Below are 21,970 nucleotides of genomic sequence, written 5' to 3' on the forward strand. Positions count from 1 at the left end.
CGGGCGGGCCCGCTCAGCGGTGGCGCGGCTCCGACAGTCCGGTGCACGGGGCCGGGTGCGGGCCGCCGGGGGCGGTGGTGTCCCAGGCCCGCAGCGCGGCCAGGGCGGCGGCGCGTTCGGCCGCCGTCGGCCGGGCGCCCTCGGCGCCGAGCAGGTAGTCGGCGACCGGGGTGAGCAGCAGGGTGGCGCCACCGGCCGGGAGCAGCAGGGCCTCGTCCCACTGGTGCCGGATGACGGTGCGGCGCAGCAGGGTGCCGTGGCGCAGCAGGGTCCCCTTGCGCGGCCGGTGCGTGCGGGTGAGGGGCCGGCGGCGGCGGAGTTCGGGGCCGACCTCGGCCTCCAGGACGGTGCGCACGTCCCGCAGGGAGCCGAGCGGCACGTGCTGGGCGGCGAGGTCGAGCAGGGCGGCGGCCTCCGGGGCGAGCCGGTAGGCGGCGAGGACCGCGGCGGTCTCGGCGGGGTCGAAGGGCTGTCCGGCGAGGTGGGCCACGTCGATCACGTCGCCGGCCAGGAAGGTGCGCGCGAGCCCCTCCTCGGCGAGGGCGATCAGGCATTCCACGTGTTCGTCGGCGGCCAGGTAGGGGCGGACGGGGACGGTGGCGAGGTCGCCGGTGAGGGCGGCGGTGGCGACCCGTACCTGGTACCAGGGGTCGAGCAGCGGGTCCTCGGCCGGCCAGCGCAGGGTGACGGCGGTGTGCCGGGGCCGCTCGCCGAGCAGGGTGACCTCGACGGACTCCACCGGGTGGTCGGTGACCAGCCGGTTGACGGCCTGCCAGAGCGTCGCCTCGGTGGGGCTGACGAGGCTGAGCCCGCCCAGCGGCCGGGGCAGGTCCGGCGGGTAGTAGCCGGCCAGGGGGAGGTCCCGGATCGGGCGGACGCCGGTGGCGTCGGCGAGGTCGCGGGCGACCCGGGCGTAACACTCGGCCCGGTCCCGGGCGCGCTGCAGCTCGGCCCGGGCGTGCCCGCCCATCCGCACGCCCTCGCGGGAGAGCGCGGCGAGCACCAGGTACGGGAGGTGGCGGTCGGCGCGGGCGCGGTGGAGCAGTTCGGCCGGCCCGGCGGCCGGGTCGACGTCGAGCAGCCGGTGGAGCAGGTCGCTGGTCAACGGGTCGGTGCCGACCGGGGCGGTGTCGAGCCGGTCGGTGTGCAGCAGGTCGGTGTCCATGGGCGTCCGCCTCCGAGAGCCGTGGGGGGCGCCCGGGCGGCGGCCGGGCGGCCGGGGACGTGGCGGGTCCGACGGCCGGGGCCGGGCCGTCGGCGGGTGCCACACCATCGATTGTCGTGACGGCCGATCAACACCGGATCACCATCGGGTCGACGATCTCTCGACATCACGCCCGGTGGCGTGGGTTGATAGGGGCTCATCAAATCGGGGGCGGCACGTGCACGGGCGGGGGCGAGCACATGAGGCGGGCAGGTGCAGTCATGGATGAATTCCGGTTCTCGGTGCTGGGACTGATGAGAGCGCAGCGCGGCGCGACCGCGCTGAAGGTGGGCAGCCCCCAGCAGCAGGCGATGCTGGCGGTGCTGCTGCTCCGGCCCGGGCACGGTGCGAGCGCCACCGACCTGATCGACGCCCTGTGGGGCGAGGAGCCGCCGGGCACCGCGATGACGACGGTGCGCACCTACGCCTGGCGGTGGCGCAAGGTCCTGCACGGCGAGGAGCCGGACGCGCCGACGGTGCTGACCTCGGTCGGGGACGGCTACCGGCTGGTGCTGCCCAAGCACGCGGTGGACGCGGCGCAGGCGGAGGAGCTGGCGGGGCAGGCCGAGCGGACGGCGGCGGCCGGGGAGCCGCAGCAGGCGCGCGACCTGCTGAACCAGGCGCTGGAGCTGTGGCAGGGCGAGCCGCTGGCGGGCATTCCCGGCCCGTTCGCGCAGCGCCAGCGCCAGCGGCTGCAGGAGCTCCGGCTGACCCTGCTGGAGGAGCGGATCGCGCTGGACCTGGCGCTGGGCCGCTACTCCCGGTGCATTCCGGAGCTGACCTCGCTGACCACCGAGCACCCGCTGCACGAGCGGGCGTACGGGCTGCTGATGCGGGCGCTGTACCAGGCCGGGCGGCAGGCGGACGCGCTGGCGGTGTTCCGGGGCGCGCGTCAGCTGTTCCTGGCCGAACTGGGCGTGGCGCCGGGGGCGGAGCTGGACCTGCTGCACCAGCGGATCCTGGAGGGCGACCCGTCGCTCGCCGCCCCGGCGCCGGCCGTCGCGCCGCGGTCGGCCCCGCCCGTCTCCGTGCCGCCGGCCTCCGCCCCGCCCGGCTCCGGACCGGCGGAGCCCGGCGCGCCCGGGGCCGAGTCGCCGGACCCGCGCGCCAAGGCCCAGGCGGCGGCGGACGCGCCCGCCGCCCCGACCGGGAGCGGCGCCCCAAGACCGGCCCAACTGCCGCCCGACGCCGCGGACTTCACCGGACGTACGGCGCTGGTCGAGCGGCTGGTCGGGGCCCTCGGCGCACCGGGCCAACAGGCGCTGGCGATCGCGACCGTGGTCGGCATGGGCGGGGTCGGCAAGACCGCGCTGGCCCTGCACGTCGCCCACCGGGTCCGCGAGGCCTACCCGGACGGGCAGCTCTACGCGGACCTGCGGGGCGCCGACGCCACCCCGGCCGATCCGGAGGCGGTGCTCTGCGGCTTCCTGGTGGCGCTCGGCGTGTCGGCCGACGCGGTGCCGGACGGCCTGGACGCCCGCTCGGCGCTGTTCCGCTCGGTGGTGGACGGCCGGCGGCTGCTCCTGGTGCTCGACAACGTCCACGACACCGCGCAGATCAGACCGCTGCTGCCGGGCGCGGTCGGCTGCGCGGTGCTCACCACCAGCCGCACCCGGCTGTCCGGCCTGCCCGCGACCGTCCAGGCCGACCTCGGCGTCTTCGAGCCCGGGGAGGCGCTCGAACTGCTGGGCCGCACCATCGGCGCCGAGCGGCTGGCCGCCGAGGCGGAGGCCGCCCGGGAACTGCTGCTGATGTGCGGGCACCTCCCGCTCGCGGTACGGATCGTGGCGGCCCGGCTGGCCGCCCGGCCGAGCTGGACGGTGCAGACGCTGGGCCGCCGGCTGGCGGTCGAACGCCGCCGGATCGACGAGCTGCGCATCGGCGACCTGGAGGTCGCGGCCGCCTTCGAGCTGAGCTACCGCCAGTTGACGCCCGCCCAGGCCAGGGCGTTCCGGCTGGCCGCCTCGGTGGACGGCCCTGACCTCGGGCTGCAGGCCGCGGCCGCCCTGCTGGACCTGGACGAGTACGACGCCGAGGACCTGCTGGAGGCCCTGGTGGACGTGGCGATGATGGAGTCGCCGTTCCCCGGCCGCTACCGCTTCCACGACCTGCTGCGCGCGTTCGCCCGGCGCCGCCCGGACGATCCCGGCGCGGCCGTGGCGGCCCGCGACCGGATGCTGGACCACCTGCTGGCCACCGCGTGCGCGGCCTTCCAGCACGCCGTCCCCGGGGACCCGGCGGCCGGGGCGCTCGGGCCGGCCCGCAGTGCGGGCGTCCCGCTGGACGGCCCGGACGGGGCGCGGGCCTGGGCCGAGGCGGAGGGCTCGGGGGCGATCGCGCTGGCCGCGCAGGTGGCGGGCTGGACGATGACGAACGACGGCGACGACGGCAACGACGGTTCGGCCCCCGACCCGCTGGGCGCCGCGATCGACCTGCTGATCGCGCTCACGCCGTTCCTCCTCGCCCCGCCCAGCCGCCAACTGGCCACCACCGCCGAGGCCCTGGCCGCCGCCGCGGCCCATCGCGCCGACCACCGGGCAGCTGGCCGGGCGCACTTCCTCCGCGGCAACGTCGCCCTGGCCACCACCCGGCTGGAGGACGCGGAGGCCGCCTCCCGACTGGCGGTGGCCGCCTCCCGCGAGGCGGGCGACACGGTGATCCTGCGCCAGGCGCTCAACGACCTCGGCCTGGTCTGCCAGTTCCTCAGCCGCTACGACGAGGCCGTCGGGCACTACGACGAGGCGCTGCTGCTGGCGCGCGAACTCGGCCACCGCTCCGGGGCGCTGGTGACGACGGTGAACGCCGCGCTGGCGCGGGTGCGCAGCGGGCGGGCCGCCGAGGCGGTGCAGATCTGCCACGAGGCGCTGGCCGAGCTGCGGACCCGCAACGACGATCCGGGCCGGGCGTACACGCTGTACGTGCTGGGGCTGGCGCTGCACGGGCTGGGGCGGCACGAGGAGGCGGTCACCTGGTTCGGCGAGTGCCTGGCGGTGGCCTCGGCGGCCGGTCTGCGGGCCCGGGCCGGGCACGCCCGCTACCGGATGGCGGACAGTCTGCGCTCGCTGGGCCGGACGGACGAGGCGCTGGAGCACGCCGGGCGGGCGCTGGAGCTTTGCGAGGAGCTGGGCGCCGAGCGGGACCAGGGCCACGCGCTGGTGGTGCTGGGGCGGACGCTGGCCGACCTCGGGCGGGAGGCCGAGGCGGACGTCCGGCTGCGGGAGGCGCACCGGATCTTCGTGCGGCTGGGGCTGCCGGAGGCGCGGGAGGTGGCGGAGCTGCTGCCCCGGGGGGAGGGTTCGGCCGCGTCGGGCCGGTCGTTGCCGGGTGGGCGGCGGGCCGCCGACCGGCTGTCCTCGGGCTGTTGAGGAATCGATCCTGCGGGCGGTTTCCTCGCTGAGCTCAGGAGCCGCTGCTCAGGAGCCGGTGCTGTTCCAGTCGCCGGTGCTGCCGTGCCCGGTGCTGGTGGGGGTCGGGGTCGGGGTGGGCGTCGCGTCGCCGCTCACCACCGCCGCCGTCCCGCTGTCCACCGTCTGCGCCACGGCCGCCGTGGCGCAGAGGCCGGCGCCCAGGGTGAGGGCCACTCCGAAGCCGACCGTGAACAGCCGGAGGCGGGTGCGGGTGGTGGCCGGACGCTGCGTCATCTCTGCTGCTCCTTGGCTCGCTTCCCTGGTGGGAAGGGGTTCCGTCGTGGTGTGGCACCAGTCTGGCCGGGAGCGTTCAACGGCCGATCTACAGCCGAGCACCGGTGATCACCAGGCATCGCCAGGGATCACCGGTGCCCGGCACCGCCCGATCCGGCGGCTCAGGCCGCCGAACGGATCTCCAGGGTGCAGCACTTCACGCTGCCGCCGCCCTTGAGCAGCTCGCTGAGGTCCATCCCGATCGGCCGGAAGCCGCGCTCCCGCAGCCGCGCCGCCAGGCCGACGGCCGCCTCCGGCAGCACCACGTGCAGGCCGTCGCTCACCGCGTTGAGGCCGAACACCTCCGCGTCGGCCCCGTCCACCAGCAGGGCGTCCGGGAACAGCCGGCGCAGGACGGCGCGGCTGCCGGCCGAGAAGGCCTCCGGGTTGTACATGATCTCGTCGCCGTCGAGCACGGCGAGCGCGGTGTCCAGGTGGTAGTAGCGCGGGTCGACCAGCTCCAGACCGACCACCGGCCGGCCGAAGAACTCCTGGGCCTCCGCGTGCCCGTCGGCCACGCTGCGAAAGCCCCGCCCGGCCAGCACGTAGCCGGCGGTCAGCAGGAGGTCCCCCTCGCCCTCGTTGACGTGCTCCGGATCGCGGGTCTCGAAGCCCCGGGCGCGGAACCACTCCAGGTACGCCGGGCCCTCGGCGGCCCGCTCGGCGTCGCGGAAGCGCGCGCCGAGCACCCTGCCGTCCACCACGGTGGCGCCGTTGGCCGCGTACACCATGTCGGGCAGGCCGGGCAGCGGGTCGATCAGGTCGACCCGGTGGCCGAGTTCGCCGTAGAGGGCGTACAGCCGCTCCCACTGGGCGACGGCGAGGTCGGTGTCCACCGGCTTGGCCGGGTCCATCCACGGGTTGATCGCGTAGCTGACCTCGAAGTGGGTCGGACGGCACATCAGGTAGTGGCGCGGACGGGCGGTGCGGGTCATCGGGGCCTCCGGGTGAGGGCAGGTGGGGCGGGAGGTGAGGCGGGGAGGTGGGGCGGTGCGGTCAGGCGGCGGGGGCCGACGGCCGGGTCGGGAAGTCGCGCAGGCCGCGCAGCGGGCTGGCCAGCAGCACCCCGCCGGCCGAGAGCAGCACGCCCGCCATCAGCCAGATGGTGCCGCGCGCGCCGATCGTCTCGCCGAGCCAGCCACCGAGCAGGGCGCCCACCGGGATCGCGCTGTAGTTGAGGGTCGCGGAGCTGGCCCGGACCCGGCCGATCAGCTCGGGCGGGCAGTAGGCCTGGGAGAAGCTGCCGGCCAGGACGTTGCCCGCCACCACGCCGCACACCGCGACGGCCCAGGCGAGCGCGCTGACCACGAGCGGCAGCCGCTCCCCCGCCAGCGGCAGCAGCAGGATGAAGGGCGCGACCACCAGCTCGCAGACCAGCAGCCCGCGCGCGGTGCCCAGCCGGCGGGCGATCCGCCCGGCCAGCATCGCGCCGGCCAGCCCGCCGACGCTCACCAGCGCGAACACCGCGCCGACCGCACCCGGTTCGATCCCCACGCTGCGCACCAGGAAGACCGTCTGCACCGCCTGGATGCCGTTCAGCCCCAGGTTGCCGACCGCCGCGAAGCAGGCGAACGTGCGCAGGTACGGGTCACGCAGCAGGAACCGGACGCCCTCGCCGATCTCGCGCGGGATGCCGCGTCGCTCGGACACCGGCGGGGGGCGCTCCTCCGTCCTGATCCGCCGCAGGAAGACCGCCGACACCAGGTAGCTGAGCGAGTCGGCGAGCATCCCGCTGGCGGCGCCGAGGGCCTGGGCGAGCAGACCGGCCACGCCCGGGCCGGCGATCTCCGCCGCCGACGCCCCGGAGCGCAGCTTGACGTTGGCCTCCAGCAGGTCGGCCTTCGCCACCAGGGTGGGCAGCACCGCCCCGTAGGCGGTGGAGAAGAACACCTTCACCGCCCCGGTCAGCAGCGCCACCACCACCAGCTGGGCGAGCGAGAGCGCCCCCAGCCAGGCGGCCACCGGGACGCTGCCGAAGAGGACGAGCAGCAGCAGGTCGCAGACCAGCATCACCCGCAGCCGGGGCCAGCGGTCCACCCAGGCGCCGGCCGGCAGGCCGAGGAACAGCCAGGGCAGCCAGGCGGCGGCGTTGACCACGCCCACCGCGAGCGGGCCGGCGCCCAGGGTGACCACGGCCACCAGGGACAGCGCCACGCTCCCGACGGCCGTACCGAGGGTGCTGGTGGTCTCGCCGATCCAGAGCCGGCGGAAGTCCCCGTGGGCCCACAGGCCCCAGCGGCCGCGCGGGCCGTCCGGCGGGGCGGCCGGGGACTCGATCGGGACGGTGGTGGTCATCGCGGGTCACGCTCCCGGCTTCTCGGTGGGCAGGTTCTCGGACGGCTTCTCGGTGGCGGGCTTCTCGGACGGCTTCTCGGTGGCGGGCTTCTCGGACGGCGCGTCGGACGGCTTCTCGACGGCGTGCAGCTTCTCTGCCAGCACGGCGGCGATCCGTGCGAGCGGTTGCGGCCGGGTCAGCTCGCCGTGCGCGCAGTCGAGGCGGTGGCCGTCGATCCGGCCGTCCAGGTACGGCCGCCAGGCCTGCTCGTACGGCCAGTCGGCGGGCTTGCCGGTGGTCGCCCCGAAGAAGACGGCGTCCCCCGGGTAGCGGGCGGGCACGTGCTCGGCCATCAGCTTGCGGTGCCGGTCGAAGACCTCCGGCAGCACCGCCACCGCGTCGCCGAGCACGGCCCGCAGGTCGGCCAGGCCCCGGCCGTCCGCCGGGTCGTAGCCGAGCGAGTGCAGCAACTCGGCCAGGCTGTCGGCGGTTTCGACGGGCGGCGGGGCGTCGTCGGTGCGGGTCGCCGGGGCGCCGTCGAGCAGGGCCAGCAGCCCGACCTCGGCGCCCTCGGCCCGCAGCCGCACGGCCATCTCCTGCGCGACCACCGCGCCGAAGGACCAGCCCAGCAGGTGGTACGGGCCGTCGGGGCGCACCGCGCGGATCTGCCGCACGTAGTCCTCGGCGATCTCGGCGACGCTCGCCGGTGCGTCGCCGCGCAGGCCCCGGGCCTGGAGGCCGTACACCGGCTGCTCGGGGCCGAGGTGGCGCAGCAGCCCGGAGTAGACCCAGCTGATGCCGGCCGCCGGGTGGACGCAGAACAGCGGGGGCCGGTCGCCGCCGGCGCGCAGCGGCAGCAGGACGTCCAGGGCGTCGGCCGCCGGGCCGTGGTCGGGGCTCCGGTCGAGGTGCCGGGCGAGGCCGGCCACGGTGGGTGCCTCGAACAGCGCCCGCATGCCGGGGTCGGCGCCGAGGGCGGTGCGGACGCGGGCGAGCAGCTTCATGGCGAGCAGCGAGTGGCCGCCGAGGTCGAAGAAGTCGTCGTCGATGCCGACCGTCTCCAGGCCGAGGGTCTCGGCGAACAGCGCGCAGAGCAGCTCCTCCTCGGGGGTGCGAGCGGCGCGGCCGCCGGTGAGCGGCCCGAAGTCCGGTGCGGGCAGCGCCGTCCGGTCGAGCTTGCCGGTGCCGGTGAGGGGCAGGGCGGCCAGCGGGACGACGGCGGCGGGCAGCATGTAGCCGGGCAGGTGGCCGGCGGCGAAGGCGCGCAGCTCGGCCGGGTCGAGCGGGCCGTCGGTGACGACGTACGCGACCAGGCGCAGCCCGTCCTGGTCGGGCAGGACGGCGGCCTGGTGCACCCGCGGGTGGCGCGTCAGCACGTGCTCGATCTCGCCGAGTTCGATCCGGAAGCCGCGGATCTTCACCTGGTGGTCGGTGCGGCCCAGGTACTCCACGCCGCCCTCGCGGGTGCGGCGGGCGAGGTCCCCGGTGCGGTACATCCGCGCGCCGTCCGGCTCGAAGGGGCAGGCGACGAAGCGCTCCGCCGTCAGGCCCGGCCGGTCGAGGTAGCCTCGGGCCAGCCCGGCACCGGCCAGGTACAACTCCCCCGGCACGCCCGGCGGAACGGGGTTGAGGAACTCGTCCAGGACGTACGCCCGCACCCCGGCGATCGGGCCGCCGAGGCCGGGGCGCTTCGCGGCGGCGACGGGCTGGCCGAGGGTGTAGACGGTGGCCTCGGTCGGGCCGTACAGGTTGTGGGCGACGGTGTCCGGTGCCTCGCGCAGGGTGGTCCAGAGCTGCTGTCCGACGGCTTCGCCGCCGAGCACCAGCACAGAGGGTGCGGCCTTCTCCAGCAGGCCCTCCGCCAGGAGTTGCTCGGCGTAGGAGGGGGTGAGGTCCATGGCGCCGATGCCGGTGGCGCGGACGTGCCGGACCAGGGCGGCCGGGTCGCGGCGCAGCTCGTCGCCGATCAGGTGCAGCTCGTGCCCGGCGAACATCCAGAGCAGGCTCTCCAGCGATCCGTCGAAGGACAGCGAGGCGGTGAGCGCGGCGCGCAGTCGGCCGTGCGCGGCCTCGGCGGGGGCGACCACCCCGGCCAGGTGGGCGGCCAGCCGCGCGGCGATGCTCCCGTGCGGGACGACGACGCCCTTGGGGCGGCCGGTGGATCCGGAGGTGTAGATCAGGTAGGCGGCGTTGTCGGCCGAGGCGCGCGGAGCCGGGTCGGTGTCCGGTCCGGTGGCCTCGGTGACGGCCAGGACGGGGGCGACGGCCAGGACGGGGGTGCCGGCCAGGGCCTCGGGCTTCGGCCAGCCGTCGTCGGTGAGGACGAGGGCGGGGGCCGCGTCGGCGAGGGTGCGGGCGGTGCGGTCGGCGGGGTGGTCGGCGTCCAGCGGCAGGTAGGCGCCGCCGGCCTTGAGCACGGCCAGGATCGCGATCACGCTCTCGGCGGAGCGGGGCAGGGCGAGGGCGACGACGGACTCGGGGCCGACGCCCCGCCCGATCAGGTGGTGGGCGAGGCGGTTGGCGCGGGCGTTGAGCTCGGCGAAGGTCAGCGCGGTGTCGCCGCAGACCAGCGCGACGGCCTCCGGGGTGCGGGCGCTCTGGGCCGCGAAGGCGGCCGGGAGCAGCGGGACTTCGGCCGGCAGGGCGGCCCCGGCGGTCGGGAGCGCGGCGCGCTCCTCGGCCGGGAGCAGCTCGATCCGGCCGATCGGCAGCTCCGGATCGGCGGCCACCGCCGTCAGCAGCCGGCCGAAGCGGACGGCGATCGCCTCGACCGTCTCGCGGTCGAAGAGGTCGGTGGCGAAGTCGATCGCGCACTCCAGGCCGGCGGGCGCGCCGTCGGGGTCGAAGGACTCGCCGAGGCCGACGCTCAGGTCGAACTTGGCGACCGTCCCGGCGGAGGACTCCACGGAGGCGTCCAGTCCGGCCGGGGCGAGCGGCGCGGAGTCGCCCGACCGGCCCTCCAGCAGCAGCGCCACCTGGAAGAGCGGGTGGCGGGCCAGCGAGCGGGCCGGGTTCAGCTCCTCGACCAGGCGCTCGAACGGCGTGTCCTGGTGGGCGTGGGCGTCGAGTTGGGTCTCCCGGACGCGGGCGAGCAGCTCGGTGAAGCTCGGGTTGCCGGAGGTTTCGGTGCGCAGCACCAGGGTGTTGACGAAGAAGCCGACCAGGTCGTCCAGCGCCTCGTCGGAGCGCCCGGCGACGACCGAGCCGATCGGGATGTCGGTGCCCGCGCCGAGGCGGGTGAGCAGGGCGGCGAGCGCGGCCTGCACGGTCATGAACATCGTCACCCGGTGTTCGCGGGACAACTCGCCGAGCGCGCGGTGGAGTTCGGCGCCGTAGGGCACGACGACCCGCTCGCCGCGGTGGGTGGCGGCGGCGCGGCGCGGCCGGTCGACGGGCAGCGACAGTTCCTCGGGCAGGCCGGCCAGCTTCTCGCGCCAGTGGGCGAGTTGGCGGGAGATCGGGCTCTGCGGGTCGTCCTCCTCGCCGAGCAGCTCGCGCTGCCAGAGCGCGTAGTCGGCGTACTGGACGGGCAGTGGCGCCCACTGCGGGGCCGTACCGCCGGTGCGGGCCGCGTAGGCGGTGGCGAGGTCGCGCAGCAGCGGGCCCATCGACCAGCCGTCCCCGGCGATGTGGTGCAGGACGAGGGCGAGCAGGTGCTCGCCGGGCCCGGCGGGGATGAGGTGGGCGCGGACGGGCAGGTCGGCGGCCAGGTCGAAGGGCAGGGCCGTGCGGCTCTCGGGGTCGGTGCCGGGCGGCAGTTGCTCGACCCGGACGCGGGCCTGCCCGGCGGGCAGGATCCGCTGGTACGGGGTGCCGTCCTCGCTCTCGCCGATCAGGGTGCGCAGGCTCTCGTGCCGGGCGACGACGTCGCCGAGCGCCAGTTCCAGTGCGTCCGGGTCCAACTCCCCTGCCACGCGCAGCAGGAGGGGCAGGTTGTAGAGGGCGCTGGGGCCCTCCATCCGGTCGATCAGCCACAGCCGCTGCTGGGCGGGGGACAGCGGCACCCGCTCGGGCCGCTCGCGGTCGGCGGTCAGCGCCGCCCGCCGCGGGCCGGCGCCCAGCCGAACGGCCAGCCCGGCCACGGTCGGTACCTCGAAGACGTCCCGGATCGCCAGTTCGGCTCCGAGTGCGGACCGCACCCGACTGAGCAGCTTCATGGCGAGCAGCGAGTGGCCGCCGAGGTCGAAGAAGTCGTCGTCGATGCCGACCGTCTCCAGGCCGAGCACCTCCGCGAACAGCCCGCAGAGGATCTCCTCCTGCGGCGTGCGGGCGGCGCGGCCGGCCGACAGCGCGGCGAAGTCCGGCGCGGGGAGCGCCCGGTGGTCGACCTTGCCGCTGCCGGTCAGGGGCAGCGCGTCGAGCAAAACGACGGCGGCCGGCACCATGTAGCCGGGCAGCGTCTCGGCGGCGAACCGCCGCAGTTCGGCGGCGAGTTCGGGCGCGTTCCGGGCCGCCGCGCAGTAGGCGACCAGGCGTTGGTCGCCGGTGTCGCTCTCCCGGACGGTGACCACGGCCTGGCGGACGGCGGGGTGGCGGGCCAACACCTGCTCGATCTCGCCGAGTTCGACGCGGAAGCCGCGGATCTTCACCTGGTGGTCGGTGCGGCCCAGGTACTCCACGCCGCCCTCGCGGGTGCGGCGGGCGAGGTCCCCGGTGCGGTACATCCGCGCGCCGTCCGGCTCGAAGGGGCAGGCGACGAAGCGCTCCGCCGTGAGGGCCGGCCGGTCGAGGTAGCCTCGGGCCAGCCCGGCGCCGGCCAGGTACAACTCCCCCGGCACGCCCGGCGGGACGGGGTTGAGGAACTCGTCCAGGACATAAGCCCGTACCCCGGCGATGGGGCCGCCGAGACCGGGGCGCTCCACCGCGGCGAACGGCTGGGTCAGCGCGTAGACGGTGGCCTCGGTCGGGCCGTAGAAGTTGTGGCCCGCGGTGTCGGGGTGCTCCCGCAGCCGCTGCCACAGCGCCTGGCCGACGGCCTCCCCGCCGAGCAGCAGGAGGCGTGGCGCGGGTGCGTCCAGCAGCCCCTCCTCGATCAGCTGCTCGGTGTAGGACGGGGTGATGTGCAGGGCGTCGATGCCGGCCTCGGCCGTGTGCCGGACCAGGGCGGCCGGGTCGCGGCGCAGCTCGTCGCCGATCAGGTGCAGCTCGTGCCCGGCGAACATCCAGAGCACGGGCTCCAGGGAGGCGTCGAAGCAGAGCGAGGCGGTGAGCGCGATCCGCTGTCGGCCGTGGGCCTCCTCGACGCCCCGGATCAGGGCGGCGCGGTGGGCGGCCAGCAGGGCGGCGACGGCGCCGTGCGGGACGACGACGCCCTTGGGGCGGCCGGTGGATCCCGAGGTGTAGATGACGTAGGCGGCGTCGCCCGGGTCGACGGCACTCCACTGCGGGTCGCCGGTGTCGCCTTCCGGAAGGCCGGCGACGTCCAGGGTGGTCAGGCCGGTCAGCACCTCGGGCAGCGGCCAGCGGTCGTCGGTGAGGGCGAGGGCCGGGCGGGCGTCGGCGAGCATGTGGGCGGTGCGCTCGGCCGGGTACTCGGCGTCCAGCGGCAGGTAGGCCGCCCCGGCCTTGAGCACGGCGAGCATGGCGACCACCGTCTCCGCCGAGCGGGGCAGGGCGAGGGCGACGACGGACTCCCGTCCGGCGCCCGCGGCCCGCAGGCGGCGGGCGAGGCGGTCGGCGCGGGCGTTCAGCTCGGCGAAGGTCAGCCGGGTCTCGCCGCAGACCAGTGCGACGGCCTCGGGGGTGCGGGCGGCCTGGGCCGCGAAGGCGGCCGGGAGCAGCGGGACTTCGGCCGGCAGGGCACCGCCGGCGGTCGGGAGCGCGGCCAGCTCCTCGGCCGGGAGCAGCTCGATCCGGCCGATCGGCAGCTCCGGATCGGCCGTCACCGCCGCCAGCAGCCGGCCGAGGCGGGCGGCGACCGCCTCGACCGTCTCTCGGTCGAAGAGGTCGGTGGCGAAGTCGAGGGCGCAGTCGATCCCGGCGGGCTCGCCGTCAGGGCCGAAGGACTCCTCGGCGATCAGGCTGAGGTCGAACTTGGCGGAGCCGGTGCCCGCCCCGAGCGGCTCGACCCGCAGGCCCGCCGTCGACGGCTCGGCCCGCTCGTTGCTCTGGAGCACCAGCATGACCTGGAACAGCGGGTGGCGGGCCAGTGAGCGGGCCGGCTTGAGCTCCTCGACCAGGCGCTCGAACGGCGTGTCCTGGTGGGCGTAGGCGCCGAGGGCGGTCTCCCGGGCGCGGCCGAGGAGTTCGGCGAAGCTCGGGTTGCCGGAGGTTTCGGTGCGCAGCACCAGGGTGTTGACGAAGAAGCCGACCAGGTCGTCCAGGGCCTCGTCGGAGCGCCCGGCGACGACCGAGCCGATCGGGATGTCGGTGCCCGCGCCGAGGCGGGTGAGCAGGGCGGCGAGTGCGGCCTGGACGGTCATGAACAGGGTGACCCGGTGCTCGCGGGACAGGGCGAGCAGTTCGCGGTGGCGCCGCGCGTCGAGGGTGAGCGCCACCCGGTCGCCGCGGTGGGAGGCGACGGGCGGGCGGGGCCGGTCCAGCGGCAGCGTGGCCTCGTCCGGGAGGTCGGCCAGGGTGTCGCGCCAGTAGGCGAGTTGGCGGGTGGCCAGGCTCCGCGGGTCCGCCTCGTCGCCGAGCAGATCGCGCTGCCAGAGCGCGTAGTCGGCGTACTGGACGGGCAGCGGCGTCCACTGCGGGGCCGCACCGCCGGCGCGGGCGGTGTAGGCGGTGGTGAGGTCGCGGACCAGCGGGCCGAGGGACCAGCCGTCGCTGGCGATGTGGTGCAGTGCCAGCACCAGCACGTGCTCCTCCGGCGAGACCCGCAACAGGGTGGCGCGCAGGGGCAGTTCGGTGCGCAGGTCGAAGGCGTGGCGGCACAGATCGGCCACGGCGGCGGCCACCTCGGCGGCCGGGCAGGCGCGCGTGTCGAGGGGGGCGACGGCCTCGCCGGCCGGGAGGATCCGCTGGTACGGGGTGCCGTCCTCGCTCTCGCCGATCAGGGTGCGCAGGCTCTCGTGCCGGGCGAGGAGGTCGCCGAGCGCCGACTCCAGTGCGGCGGTGTCCAGTTCGCCCGCCAGGCGCAGGGCCAACGGCGCGTTGTAGAGGGCGCTGGGGCCCTCCATCCGGTCGATCAGCCACAGCCGCTGCTGGGCGAAGGACAGCGGCACCCGCTCGGGCCGCTCACCGCTTCCGCTCAGCGCCGCCCGCCGCGGACCGGCGCCCAGCCGGCCGGCCAGCCCGGCCACGTTCGGCGTCTCGAAGACGTCCCGGATGCCCAGTTCGGCCCCGAGTGCGGACCGCACCCGACTGAGCAGCTTGGTGGCGAGCAGGGAGTGGCCGCCGAGGTCGAAGAAGTCGTCGTCGATGCCGACCGTCTCCAGGCCGAGCACCTCCGCGAACAGCCCGCAGAGGATCTCCTCCTGCGGCGTGCGGGCGGCGCGGCCGGCCGACAGCGCGGCGAAGTCCGGCGCGGGGAGGGCGGTGCGGTCCAGCTTGCCGTTGGCGTTCAGCGGCAGCGCGTCCAGCGGCACGATCGCGGCGGGCAGCATGTAGCCGGGCAGGGTCCGGGCGGCGGTGGCGCGCAGGTCGGCCGGGTCTAGCGGGCCGTCGGTGACGACGTACGCGACCAGGCGCAGCCCGTCCTCGTCGGGCAGGACGGCGGCCTGGAGCACCCGGGGGTGGGCGGTCAGGGCGCGTTCGATCTCGCCGAGTTCGATCCGGAAGCCGCGGATCTTCACCTGGTGGTCGGTGCGGCCGAGGTACTCCAGCTCCCCGTCGCGGGTGCGGCGCAGCAGGTCCCCGGTGCGGTACATCCGGGCGCCCGGCTCGAAGGGGCAGGCGACGAAGCGTTCCGCCGTCAGGCCCGGGCGGTCGAGGTAGCCGCGGGCCAGCCCGGCGCCGGCCAGGTACAGCTCCCCCGGCACCCCGGTCGGGACGGGGTTGAGGTACTCGTCCAGGAGGTAGCCGCGGGTGCCGGCGACGGTGCGGCCGAGGACGGGCCGTCCGGTGGCGGCCAGCGGGTGGGTGAGGGCGTCGACGGTGCACTCCGTCGGGCCGTAGAGGTTGTGGGCGGCGGTGCCCGGCGCCTCGCGCAGCCGGGTCCAGAGCACCTGGCCGACGGCCTCGCCGCCGAGCAGCACCAGGGCCGGCGCGGGCTCGTCCAACAGGCCCTCCTCGAGCAGCTGCTCGGCGTAGGAGGGGGTCACCTCCAGGACGCCGATCAGCTGTTCGCGCACGTGGCGGACCAGGGCCCGGGCGTCGCGCCGCACGTCGCCGCCGATCAGGTGCAGCTCGTGCCCGGCGACCAGCCAGAGCAGGCCGTCCCAGGAGGCGTCGAAGCAGAGCGAGGCGGTGAGGGCGACCCGCTGCCGTGCGGTGCCGGCCATCACTCCGGTGCGGTGGGCGGCCAGCAGGGCGGCGATGCCGCCGTGCGGGACGACGACGCCCTTGGGGCGGCCGGTGGAGCCTGAGGTGAAGATGACATAGGCGGCGTCGGCCGCGCCGGCCCGCGGCACCGGGTCCGTCTCCGGGCCGGGCTCCGCTACGGCGAGGTCGAGCGCGGGGTGTCCGTCGAGCGCCTCGGGCAGCGGCCAGCGGTCGTCGGTGAGCACCAGCGCCGGGCGGGCCTCGGCCAGCATGTGGGCGGTGCGCTCGGCCGGGTGGTCGGCGTCCAGCGGCAGGTAGGCGCCGCCGGCCTTGAGCACGGCCAGGATGGCCACCACCGTCTCCGCCGAGCGCGGCAGCGCCAGCGCCACCACGCGCTCGGGGCCGACGCCCTGGGTGATCAGCCGGTGGGCGAGGCGGTTGGCCCGGGTGTTCAGCTCGGCGAAGGTCAGCCGGGTGTCGCCGCAGACCAGCGCGACGGCGTCCGGGGTGCGGGCGGCCTGCGCCTCGAAGGCGGCGGGCACCAGGGGTACCCGTTCGGGCAGCGGCGTGTGGTCACCCGCGGCCGCGGACCGCTCCGCGGCGGGCAGGACGTCCAGTTCGGCGACGGACCGCCGGGGATCCTCGGCGACCTGACGGAGGATCAGATCCAGTGCGGTGGCGAGCCGTTCGGCGGTCTCGCGGTCGAACAGGTCGGTGGCGTACTCCAGGACGCCGGCCAGGCCCCCGGCGCCGTCGGCGCCCTGCCGTTCGACCAGGCGCAGGGTGAGGTCGAAGGTGGCCGTCCCGAAGTCGACCGGCTCCTCCGTCACCGTCACGCCGGGCAGGTCCGGGCCGTCCTCGACGGCGCCCGCGAAGGCGAGCATCACCTGGAACAGCGGGTGGCAGGCGGTCGACCGGGTCGGGTTCAGCTCCTCCACCAGCCGCTCGAAGGGCACGTCCTGGTGGGCGTGGGCGGCCAGGTCGGTCTCCCGGACGCGGGCCAGCAGCTCGGCGAAGCCCGGGCGGCCGGCGAGGTCGGTGCGCAGCACCAGGGTGCCGGCGAAGAAGCCGACCAGCTCCTGCACGGCCTCGTCGAGGCGCCCGGCCAGCGGGGTGCCGATCGGCAGGTCGGTGCCGGCGCCGAAGCGGTGCAGCAGGGTGGCGTACGCGGCCTGGAGGACCATGAAGAGGGTCACGCCGTGCTCGGCGGCGAGCGCGGTGAGCCGGGCGTGCAGGTCGGCGTCGAACTCCAGCGGGACGACCGCACCGCGGTGGGAGGCGACCGGCGGGCGGGGGCGGTCCAGCGGCAGCGGCAGCTCCTCCGGGGCGCCGGCCAAGGTCTCGCTCCAGTGGGCGAGTTGGCGGGAGAGCAGGCTCTGCGGGTCCTCCTCGGAGCCGAGCAGCTCGTGCTGCCAGAGCGCGTGGTCGGCGTACTGGACGGGCAGCGGCGCCCAGCGCGGGGCGTCGCCGGCCAGGCGGGCCCGGTAGGCCTCGGCGAGGTCGCGGTAGAGCGGGCCCAGCGAGGCGCCGTCCCCGGCGATGTGGTGGACGACCAGGACCAGCACGTGTTCCTCGGCGCCCTCGGGCCGCAGGTAGGCGTGCACCGGGAGGTCGGTGGCGAGGTCGAAGGTGTGGCCGGCGAGCTCGTCGGTCGGGCGGTCGGTGACGGTGAGCAGGGCGGCGGTGGGGGCGTCGAGGACGCGCTGGTACGGGGTGCCGTCCTGCTCGCCGATGACGGTGCGCAGGGCCTCGTGCCGGTGGACGACGTCGCCGAGGGCGGCCGTCAGGGCGGTGGGGTCGAGCGGGCCGCTCAGCCGCAGGGCGAGGGTCACGTTGTAGGTGGCCGAGGGGCCGTCGGCCCGGTCGAGGAACCACAGGCGGCGCTGGGCGAAGGAGAGCGGCACCCGCTCGGGCCGGACGGCGGGGCGCAGCGCCGGGCGGGCCGGGGCGGGGGTGTCGGCCGCGCGCTCGGCGATCCGGTCGGTGAGCCCGGCGACGGTGGGCGCCTGGAAGAGGTCGCCGATGGCGAGTTCGACGCCGAGTTCGGCGCGGGCCCGGCCGACCAGGCGGGTGGCGAGCAGGGAGTGGCCGCCGAGGGCGAAGAAGTCGTCGTCGATGGTGATGTCGTCGATGCCGAGGAGGTCGCCGAAGAGCTCGCAGAGCACCCGTTCGCGCTCGTCGCGGGGGGCGCGCCCGGTGTCGTCGGCGGCGAGGTCGGGGGCGGGCAGGGCCCGGCGGTCGACCTTGCCGTTGGCGTTGAGCGGCAGCGCGTCCAGCAGGACGACCACGGCGGGGACCATGTAGCCGGGCAGCACGGTGCCGGCGAAGGCGCGCAGTTCGGCCGGGGTGAGCGTGGCCTCGGCGGTGCAGTAGGCGACCAGCCGGGTGTCGCCGGGGCGGTCCTCGCGGGCGATCACGATGACCTGGCGGACGGCCGGGTGGCGGGAGAGCGCCGCCTCGATCTCGCCGAGTTCGATCCGGAAGCCGCGCAGCTTGACCTGGCCGTCGATCCGGCCGAGGAACTCCACGGCGCCGTCGGCGCGCAGCCGTACCAGGTCCCCGGTGCGGTACATCCGCTCGCCGGGCCCGTACGGGCAGGCGACGAAGCGCTCGGCGGTCAGGCCGGGCCGGCCGAGGTAGCCGCGGGCCAGGCCGGCGCCGGCGAGGTACAGCTCGCCGGGGACGCCGGGCGGGACGGGGCGCAGCCGGGCGTCCAGGACGTAGCTGCGCATGTTGTCCATCGGGCCGCCGATCGGCACCCGGGGGCCGTCGAGGTCGGCGGGGGCGAGCGGGTGGTGGGTGGCGAAGGTGGTGGTCTCGGTGGGCCCGTAGACGTGGGCGAGCAGCAGGTCGGGGCAGGCTTCCAGGACGCGCCGCATCAGCACGCCGGAGGCGGCCTCGCCGCCGGTGCAGACGACGCGCAGGGCGGCGAAGGTCTCCGGGGCCTGCTCGGCGACGAGGTCGAACAGGGCCTTGGTGAGGAAGACGGCGGTGACGTCGTGGCGGACGGTGACGGCGTGCAGGGCGGCGGCGTCGAGGGCGCCGGGTGGGGCGACCACGACGGTGCCGCCGGCCAGCAGGGGCGTCCAGATCTCGTAGGTGGCGGCGTCGAAGGCGTGCGGGGAGTGCAGCAGGACGCGCCGGTGCCGGCCGTCCCGCCAGCGGCGGTCGGCGGCGAGGTCGAGGACGTCGCGGTGGCGCACGGCGACGCCCTTGGGGCGGCCGGTGGAGCCGGAGGTGTACATCGCGTAGGCGAGCTGGTCCGGGTGGACGGGCAGGCCGGGGCGGTGGTCGGGGGCGCCGGCCTCGTCGCCGGGGCGGACGACGGCGGCGCCGTGCGGGAAGCCGGGGTCGGCGCGGTCGGTGAGCAGGACGGGGGCGCCGGTGTCGGCGAGCACGCCGGTCATCCGCTCGGGCGGCAGGCCGGGGTGCATGGGGACGTAGTAGCCGCCGGCCTTGAGGACGGCCAGGGTGGCGACGACGACGTCGGCGGAGCGTTCCATCAGCATCGCGACGGGGGTCTCGGGGCCGACGCCGAGGGCGGTCAGGTGGTGGGCGAGGCGGTTGGCGCGGGTGTCGAGTTCGGCGTAGCCGAGGGCGCCGCCGTCGTGGACGAGGGCGGTGGCGTGCGGGGTGCGGTCGGCCTGGGCCTCGAAGGACTCGGCGAGGGTGCCGGGCCGGCGGGGGGCGTCGGTGGCGTTCCACTCGGTGAGGATGCGGGCGCGCTCCTCGGAAGCGAGCACGTCGAGGGTGCCGATGGGGGCGTGCGGGTCGGCGGCGGCGCCGGCCAGCAGCCGGCCGAGCCGTTCGGCCAGGGCGGCGACGGTGGCGCGGTCGTAGAGGTCGGCGGAGTACTCGATCGAGCCGGTGAGCCCGGCGGGGGCGCCGTCGGGGCCGTGCCGTTCGGTGATGCCGATGTTGAGATCGAACTTGGCGACCCGCAGGCCGATCGGCTCGGGGGCGGACTCCAGCCCGGGCAGGGCGAGTTGGGTTTCCTGGCCGTGGTTCTGCAGTACCAGCAGGGTCTGGAACAGCGGGTGGCGGCCGAGTGCCCGGGGCGGGTTGAGCTCCTCGACGACGCGCTCGAAGGGGAGGTCCTGGTGGGCGAAGGCGTCGAGTTGGGCCTCCCGGACCCGTCCGAGCAGTTCGGCGAAGCCCGGGTCGCCGGACGAGTCGACGCGCAGGACCAGGGAGTTGACGAAGAAGCCGACCAGGTCGTCCAGGGCCTCGTCGGAGCGTCCGGCGACGCCGGTGCCCAGCGGGATGTCGGTGCCGGCGCCGAGCCGGGTGAACAGGGCGGCCAGACCGGCCTGGAGGACGGTGAACAGGGTGGTGCGGTGGGTGCGGGCGAGGTCGAGCAGGGCGGTGTGCAGGCCGGCGTCCCAGGCGAGGTCGACGGAGTCGGCGGCGCCGGTGGGGGCGGGCGGGCGGGGGCGGTCGGTCGGCAGCTCCAGTTCCTCCGGGAGCCCGGCCAACGCGGTTCGCCAGTGGTCGAGTTGGCGGGCGAGCAGGCTCTCGGGGTCGTGTTCGTCGCCGAGCAGGTCGCGCTGCCAGAGCGCGTAGTCGGCGTACTGGATCGGCAGTGGTTCCCAGTCGGGGGCGTGGCCGGCGAGCCGGGCCCGGTAGGCCTCGGCGAGGTCGCGCAGCAGCGGGCCGAGCGACCAGCCGTCGCCGGCGATGTGGTGGAGCACGACGAGCAGCACGTGCTCGGTCGGGGCGAGAGTGAACACCGTGACCCGGATGGGCAGTTCGCGGCTCAGGTCGAAGGTCTCGGCGGCCGCGGCGTCCCGGCGGGCCGGGTAGTCGTCCGGTGCGCAGTCCACGGCCAGGAAGCGCGGTTGCGCCTCCTCGGCCGGCAGGATCCGCTGCACCGGGACTCCCCCGGCCACCGGGAACACCGTGCGCAGGGCCTCGTGCCGGGCGACCACGTCCGCCGTCGCGGCGCGCAGCGCGGCGGTGTCGAGCCGGCCGCGCAGGCGCAGGGCGAACGGCAGGTTGTACAGCGCGGTCGGCCCCTCGATCTGGTCGATCAGCCAGAGCCGTTGTTGGGCGTACGAAACCGGGATCACGGTGCTTCCTCTACTCGGGTCTGCTCACGGCAACGGCACGGGCTGGTCGGCGGGGCGGGGACGACCGCGCGGGCGGGGCGGGACGGGGCCCTCAGACGGCGGCCAGGGTGGGCCGGACGCTGGGCCGGCAGTCCAGGACGTCCAGCGGGCGCCCCATCGAGACGGCGATCCTGCGGTCGCCGCGGTACGGGTCCCGGCCGTGGGCGCAGAGCACGTTGTCGACCAGCATCACGTCGCCGACCTGCCAGCGCTCGCGCACGGTCGCCGCGTGGTACGCCTCGTTGAGGGCGTCGACGTCGGCGCGCTCCAGCGGTTCGCCGTCGCCGAACCCGGTGTTGAACGGCAGGCCGTCCGGGCCGAACTCGTCGGTCATCGCCTCGCGGATGTCCGGGTCGAGCGACCACTCGTTCCAGAACGCGAGGTGGTTGAACCAGACCTCCTCGCCGGTCACCGGGTGGTGGATGGTGCCGGGGCGCAGCTGGGTGGTGCGCAGGTTGCCGTCCGCCAGCCACTCCCAGGTGATGCCGTTCTCCCGGCAGTAGGCCTCGACCTCGGCGCGGTCCTCGGTGGCGAAGGCGGTGCGCCAGCCGAGGGAGACGTAGTCCGAGTAGTTGCGGGTGAGGGTCCAGCCGGAGGTCCGCATCCGCTCGGCCAGGTGCGCGGGCAGGTGGTCGAGCACCCGGCGGCAGTCGGCGGTGGGGGTGGCCCCGCCCTCCTCGGGGGCGGTCAGGCAGGCGAAGAGCAGCCGGCCGGGGAAGGTCAGGGTGTAGCTGTTCTCGTTGTGCATCCGGATCGGCTGGGCCGGCGGCAGGTCGGTGGAGGAGAAGACGCCGTTGCCGTAGTCGCTGCGCGGGGTGGCCTTCTCCCGGTACGGGGTGCGCTCGGGGATGAGGACGTCGCGCACGGCGGCGACGTCCTCGGTGCCGGCGACCGGCAGGCCGCGCAGGAAGATCGTGCCGTGCCGGTGCAGGGCTTCGGTGAGGGCGCTCTCGTTCTCGCGCAGCCACTCGCAGGCCTCGCCGATGTCGGCGGTGCGCGGCGCGTGGGCGAGGGCCGGGCGGCCGGGGTTCAGTTCCCAGGTCGGCATGGCGGCGGTCACCGGTCGGCGAGGGCGGCGACCAGGCTGGCGGGCCTGATGTCGGTCCAGTTGGCCTCGATGTGGTCGAGGCAGCCCTGGCGGGTGTCCTCGCCGTGGACGGTGGTCCAGCCGGCCGGCACGTCGATCCAGACCGGCCACAGGGAGTGCTGGTTCTCGTCGTTGACCAGCACCAGGTAGCCGGCGTTGTCGTCCTCGAACGGGTTGCTCATGGTGTCCTCCTTGGGTTGCTTCGAAGGTAGGGGCGGGCCGCGCGGCGGAAGGGCAGGAGTCGCGGCA

General features: G+C 76.0%; 8 protein-coding genes. 1 reads left to right on the forward strand and 7 read right to left on the reverse strand.

Annotated elements, in window-relative coordinates; all coding sequences use genetic code 11:
* Positions 1-13: 13 nt before the first annotated feature.
* Positions 14-1,165, reverse strand: coding sequence for a hypothetical protein (locus ACGF13_RS19520; protein ID WP_392876478.1), 1,152 nt, complete (start codon positions 1,163-1,165; stop codon positions 14-16).
* Positions 1,166-1,425: 260 nt separating this feature from the next.
* On the opposite strand from ACGF13_RS19520, the gene ACGF13_RS19525 reads away from it, so the two are divergent.
* Positions 1,426-4,569, forward strand: a complete 3,144-nt coding sequence (locus ACGF13_RS19525; protein WP_392876481.1) for a BTAD domain-containing putative transcriptional regulator — start codon at positions 1,426-1,428, stop codon at positions 4,567-4,569.
* A gap of 48 nt (positions 4,570-4,617) precedes the next feature.
* On the opposite strand, the gene ACGF13_RS19530 is transcribed toward ACGF13_RS19525, so the two are convergent.
* From ACGF13_RS19530 to ACGF13_RS19555, 6 genes are all read right to left on the reverse strand, one after another.
* Positions 4,618-4,845, reverse strand: coding sequence for a hypothetical protein (locus ACGF13_RS19530; protein WP_392876484.1), 228 nt, complete (start codon positions 4,843-4,845; stop codon positions 4,618-4,620).
* A 161-nt stretch (positions 4,846-5,006) separates the two neighbouring features.
* Positions 5,007-5,819, reverse strand: a complete 813-nt coding sequence (gene ddaH / locus ACGF13_RS19535; protein ID WP_392876487.1) for a dimethylargininase — start codon at positions 5,817-5,819, stop codon at positions 5,007-5,009.
* Positions 5,820-5,880: 61 nt separating this feature from the next.
* Complete coding sequence (locus ACGF13_RS19540; RefSeq protein ID WP_392876490.1) at positions 5,881-7,179, reverse strand: MFS transporter; 1,299 nt, start codon at positions 7,177-7,179, stop codon at positions 5,881-5,883.
* A gap of 6 nt (positions 7,180-7,185) precedes the next feature.
* Positions 7,186-20,595, reverse strand: a complete 13,410-nt coding sequence (locus ACGF13_RS19545) for an amino acid adenylation domain-containing protein (protein WP_392876493.1) — start codon at positions 20,593-20,595, stop codon at positions 7,186-7,188.
* A 91-nt stretch (positions 20,596-20,686) separates the two neighbouring features.
* Entirely contained in the window at positions 20,687-21,682 is a 996-nt protein-coding gene (locus ACGF13_RS19550) for a TauD/TfdA family dioxygenase (protein ID WP_392876496.1), read from the reverse strand.
* Between the two features lie 8 nt (positions 21,683-21,690).
* Complete coding sequence (locus ACGF13_RS19555; protein WP_380451513.1) at positions 21,691-21,903, reverse strand: MbtH family protein; 213 nt, start codon at positions 21,901-21,903, stop codon at positions 21,691-21,693.
* Between the last annotated feature and the right edge of the window lie 67 nt (positions 21,904-21,970).

It is taken from the genome of Kitasatospora sp. NPDC048286, assembly GCF_043201735.1.
GTDB lineage: Bacteria > Actinomycetota > Actinomycetes > Streptomycetales > Streptomycetaceae > Kitasatospora.